This is a genomic window from Streptomyces sp. NPDC022910 (assembly GCF_055561075.1).
Genome location: NZ_JBVHHL010000134.1, coordinates 1 through 4,763, shown reverse-complemented (window position 1 = coordinate 4,763; position 4,763 = coordinate 1). Strand labels below are relative to the sequence as shown.

At 68.9% G+C, this 4,763-nt stretch carries 6 protein-coding genes; 4 read left to right on the top strand and 2 right to left on the bottom strand.

Annotation, left to right across the window (positions count from 1 at the left end; genetic code table 11):
• The first annotated feature begins 651 nt into the window (after nucleotides 1-651).
• The 3 genes from ACZ3TS_RS42500 (at nucleotide 652) to ACZ3TS_RS42490 (ending at nucleotide 2,348) form a co-directional block, all read left to right on the top strand.
• The gene (locus tag ACZ3TS_RS42500) at nucleotides 652-1,029 is read left to right on the top strand and encodes a hypothetical protein (RefSeq protein WP_467628489.1); all 378 of its coding nucleotides are present in this window, start codon (nucleotides 652-654) and stop codon (nucleotides 1,027-1,029) included.
• 22 nt (nucleotides 1,030-1,051) lie between these two features.
• A complete protein-coding gene (locus tag ACZ3TS_RS42495) occupies nucleotides 1,052-1,315 on the top strand; it encodes a DUF5372 family protein (RefSeq protein WP_467628486.1) in 264 nt (87 codons plus the stop codon).
• A 130-nt stretch (nucleotides 1,316-1,445) separates the two neighbouring features.
• A complete protein-coding gene (locus ACZ3TS_RS42490) occupies nucleotides 1,446-2,348 on the top strand; it encodes a recombinase family protein (RefSeq protein ID WP_467628483.1) in 903 nt (300 codons plus the stop codon).
• A 159-nt stretch (nucleotides 2,349-2,507) separates the two neighbouring features.
• Here the strand turns inward: ACZ3TS_RS42490 and ACZ3TS_RS42485 are convergent, their stop codons facing one another.
• Complete coding sequence (locus tag ACZ3TS_RS42485) at nucleotides 2,508-2,816, bottom strand: putative quinol monooxygenase (RefSeq protein WP_467628480.1); 309 nt, start codon at nucleotides 2,814-2,816, stop codon at nucleotides 2,508-2,510.
• 161 nt (nucleotides 2,817-2,977) lie between these two features.
• Nucleotides 2,978-3,178, bottom strand: coding sequence for a hypothetical protein (locus ACZ3TS_RS42480; protein ID WP_467628477.1), 201 nt, complete (start codon nucleotides 3,176-3,178; stop codon nucleotides 2,978-2,980).
• A gap of 118 nt (nucleotides 3,179-3,296) precedes the next feature.
• On the opposite strand from ACZ3TS_RS42480, the gene ACZ3TS_RS42475 reads away from it, so the two are divergent.
• Nucleotides 3,297-4,763: IS1380 family transposase (locus ACZ3TS_RS42475; protein ID WP_467628474.1), on the top strand; the 1,467-nt coding region annotated here is incomplete at its 3' end.

Genomic DNA, 4,763 nt, shown 5'->3' with positions numbered 1-4,763 from the left:
AGAGTCGCATGTCCGGTGCGGAGGGCGGGCCGGGGAAACGGGCTGGTCGCAAGGCCAGTACCGCGCCCCGGTCCGACCCCTACTCTACCGCCGGGCCGTCGCAGCGGCCGGGTAGAAGCTGAGGGTAGTCCGAGCCGGGGAACGCCGGTGAGGACGGGAAGCAGCCCTGACAACGCCGGGACGGCGCGGTACTGCCAGACGCGTCGGGTTCGGCAAGCAAGGCCAGAAGGCGTACGAAGAGGAATCCGTGTAAAGCCCCGTAAGTCTTGCACCGGGCTCCAACCTGGCGGATATGGGCCCGGGGTGCAGTGCGTGACTGCTCGCTTCAGCAGGGGTGGTCAACTCCGAAGCCGGTCTCCAACTGCCGGTGGGGAGGCCACGCTGAAGGTCTGCGGCGTAGGCGTGGTGATGCTGCCGGGGTAGTAGCGGGACGCCGACCTGGCCGATCGGCACATGGTGAACGTGGGAACCGCCTGCGGTCGCCCTTCTTCTCCGACAGCCGGTCCGGCGGCGGAGGGCCAGCCCGTTGCCGGCTGAGGGCCGCAGGTGGGGCGGAGGCCCCGTAGTAGTCCGAGCGGAGGAAAGCTCCGTACATGGCGAAGGGGGCCAGCAAGTCGGCAGGGAGGATGCTGCAATGCCGGGAGGCCGCTGGTGAATACCGACGCGCTGGAGTTCGCGCTGCTCAAGGCCGAGCGCCGGGTACTGGAGATGCAGACCAAGCTGCACTGTTGGGCGACCGACGATCGTGATCGCCGGTTCGATGACCTGTTCAATCTCGTTGCCGATCCCGCGTTCCTACTGGTCGCGTGGGATCGGGTGCGAAGGAACAGGGGCGCCCGCTCGGCCGGAGTGGACGGGCAGACCGCTCGCTCCGTAGAGGACAAGCAAGGGGTTGAGGTCTTCCTCAACGAGGTGCGGTCCGATCTGAAGGACCGTAGTTTCCGCCCGCTTCCCGTGCGGGAACGGATGATCCCCAAGCCGGGGACGGCCAAGCGCCGTCGGCTGGGGATCCCGAAGGACGTCGCATAGTGCCGCATCGTCCAGGCAGTCTTTGGGTTCGTTGCAGGTCACGCACCCGTTCCATGTGTTGTTCGGCCAGCAGCTGGAGATCTTGTACGTCAAGCGCCGGGGCGGTGGGCTGGTCTTCGTCTGCGCGCGCGGCGCGGGCCGGAGCGTGACGCTCCCGCAGGAGTGGACCGATCGCGGGCTGCAGGCTGCGTCTCACCGGCTCTCGGTCGAGGGGCTGAGTGCCGCACGTGCGCTGGTGGATGCCCTGGTGAGCCGTGGTGCCGCGGTGGAGGGGGGCGGATCCTGATGGGACAGCAGTCGTATCGCACGGGTGCCCTGGCGTGGGCGGGAGCGAGGGGCGATGTCGGATTCGGGGGCGGGACGCGAGACGGTGATGGTGCTGGCCAACATGGTCGAGTCCGTGCTGGGAGGCGGCCGTGAACGGCCAGGGGAAGATCAGCGGGTCTCATCGCTCCCGGACGGCGATCGTCTACCTGCGTCAGTCGACGGTCGTCCAGGTCCGGGAAAATACCGAGTCCACGCTGCGGCAGTACGCGCTCGCCGACCGGGCGGTGGAGCTGGGGTGGGCCCGCGAGGACGTGCGGGTGATCGACACGGACCTGGGGGTCTCGGGGAAGTTCGGCGCCGACCGGGAAGGCTTCCGCGAGGTGGTCACCCAGGTCTGCCTGGGCGAGGTCGGGGCGATCTTCGGGCTGGAGGTCTCTCGGCCGGCCCGCTCCTCGGCGGACTTCGCCCGCCTGCTGGAGCTGGCCCGGCTGACGGATACGCTGCTGGTCGACGGCGACGGCGTCTACGACCTGGCGGACATCAACGACCGCCTGTTGCTGGGGCTCAAAGGCAGCATGAGCGAGGCCGAACTGCATCCTCGCCTCCCGGCTGCAGGGGGCCAAGCGGGCCGCGGCCGAGCGCGGCGAGCTGCGGTTCCCGCTGCCGGTGGGCTACGTCTACGACGACGAGGGACGGTGCGTAATCGACCCGGACGCGGAGGTGCAGGCCGCCATCCGGGACGTCTTCGCCGGCTTCGCCGCGGGCGGCTCGGCCTACGCGGTCGTCTCGGCGTTTGTCGGGCGCCGCTTCCCGCTCCGCGCCTTCGGTGGGGTATGGGCCGGTCAGCTGCGGTGGGGCAAGCTCACCCACGCCCGGGTGCTGGGCGTGCTGAGGTCGAGCGGGAGCTGGCAGCGGGGGTGTCCATCGGCCGCTTGGTCACCGCCGAGGAGGTGGCGTCCGTGGTCGCCTTCCTGGCAAGCCCCCTCAGCATCGCCCTCAACGGCGACGCTCTGGCTGCGGGCGGCGGCGCTCTCGGCACCATCCACTACTGACAGAGCTGAACGCCCCCGTCACCCGCCATCACCGAGGCCGCCCCCTGCTGCCCGGCGGAAGCGGCCGCTCCCGCCGGGCAGCAGGACGCTCGTCGCGCACCTTCAGACGGAGATGGCAAGGGATGTCGTGGCAGGTCCGCACATCTCTCAGCAGGAGCTTCAGGACGGCAGGGTCAGCGGCAGGACGTCACGAACCTGCACCACGGTGAGGGGCTTGGCGAGGAACTCCTGCGATGCCTTCGCCCACCGGGCGTACTGAGCGGTCTCGCGGTGTGCGGCCACCGCCTGTTCGTCCCGGAAGACCTCAACGAGGTGGTAGGTGTCCGGGTCGGTGGTGTCCTGGAAGGCCTCGAAGCGCAGGCACCCAGGCTCGTCACGTACCGAGCACGTGGCGTTGTCCTCAACGGCCGCGAGGAACCGCGGACGCCGGTCCGGCTTGATCTTGAGAGTCACCAGGGAAACCAGCACGTCATGCCCCTTCCGGCTGAATACGCTGACGAATTGATCTTGCCGAATGGCGCAGGTGGGCGCAACGTGAAGCCCGTCATACCCGGCAGTGTTCCCGCCGCTGGCCACTCCGGAGCATCGGGACATCCCCGGCCGGACGGACGAGTCGGCACCTGCGCCCGTCACGCGGCATGTTCGTACTCGTGAAGGATGCCGCCCAGGCGTTCACGCCTCCGTATGTCGAGGCGGGCGATCCGCCCTGGATCGGTGATCGCCCCAGGCAAAGGGTGCAGCGGCCGGGCGTTCGCGATGCCCTGATGCGGCCGATGGGAGTTGCAGAACCGCTCGAAGTCCCGCAGGACGTCGTGGCGCTTTGCACTCAACCCTGGGTATTCAGCGGAATTGGGTGGTCTGATGCCCCGATAGCAGAAAGGTGCCGTTGACCTGCAAGGATGCGAGTGTCTAGGTCGTATCCGTAGCAGAGAGCAAGGCACCTTCCTGGTGAGCGAGCGTACAGGGTGGGACCGCCGGCTGTCCGTGGTGGCTGACGGGAAGAGGCTGATCGGGCATTCCGGGACAGTGCTGCTGCGTCGGTGCGCGGACCGCACGGGCCTGACGTGGGCGCTGGCCAGGGTGCTGCCGTCCAGCACAGTGGCCAGCTGGCGGGACCGCGCCGGGGTACTGGTGCACCTGGCTATCGCGATCGTGCTGGGGGCGGCGAACTTATCGGAGGCCGAGCAGCTCCAACTGCACCACGGGCCGCTGTTCGGGCCGGCGGCTTCGGATTCCACCGCACGCCGCACGCTGGGCGCGCTCGACGAGCCGGCCCTGGCGAAGATCGCGAAGGTGCGGGCGCGGGTTCGCCGGCAGGTGTGGAGCCTGCTGCACCTGCGGCCGGGCGGCTTCCCGTGGCTGATGGTGGCAGGCAAGCGGTTGACCGGCTGGATCGTCATCGACATCGACGCCACCGTCATCACGGCGGCGTCCAAGAAGGCCGGGGCGGCGGTCACGTTCAAGAAGACATTTGGGTTTCATCCGCTGGCCGCGTGGTGCGCGAACACCACCGAGTCGCTGGCGATGGTCCTGCGGCCGGGGAATGCCGGAGCAAACACGGTGGCCGACCAGATCGCCGTGCTCACCGACGCTCTCACCCAGATCCCCGGCTCCTCCACCGCGAAGATCCTGGTCAGGGTGGACGGGGCAGGAGCCACCCACGGCCTGCTGGAACACCTGGAGGCGCTGAACACCACGCGGCGCACGGTGCGTTACACCGTCGGCTGGAAGATCACCGATGACGACGAGCGGGCCATCGCCCAACTGCCCGAGGCCGCGTGGGAGACCTCCGTGCACCAGGACGGCAGCCTCCAGGAGGGCTACTTCGTCGCCGAGTTGACCGGGCTGAACACCCGTGAGGGCTGGCCGGAGGGGATGCGGCTGATCGTGCGCCGCGTCAAGCCCACCCGGCGGCACCTGAAGAAACTGACCGCCTTCGAGAAGAAGACCGGCTGGCGCTACTGCATCACCGCCACCAATATCCGTCACATGTGGGGCATCGCCGGCTCGGGTCAGGCCCAGTTCCTGGACGTGCTGCACCGCTCGCACGCGTCCGTGGAAGACCGGGTGCGCACCAACAAGGCCATGGGGCTGGGCAACTTGCCCTCCGCCTCCTGGGAAGTGAACCGCGGCTGGATGCTCGCCGCCAACCTCGCCGCCGACCTCGACGCCTGGGTGCGGCTACTGACCCTGCACGACATCGACGACCTGGCCGACGCCGAGCCGGACACCATGCGCTTCCGCCTCTACCACCTGCCCGCCCGCCTCTCCACCCACGCCCGCCGCCGCTACCTGCGGATCGAGACCACCTGGCCCTGGGCCAATGCCCGGCAGTTAAGCGGAAACGCCGCAGGTCAAATCGGTTGGGTTGGGGAGCTTGTAGCTGCCGGGGCCGGTTCGTTGCAGGATTCCTTC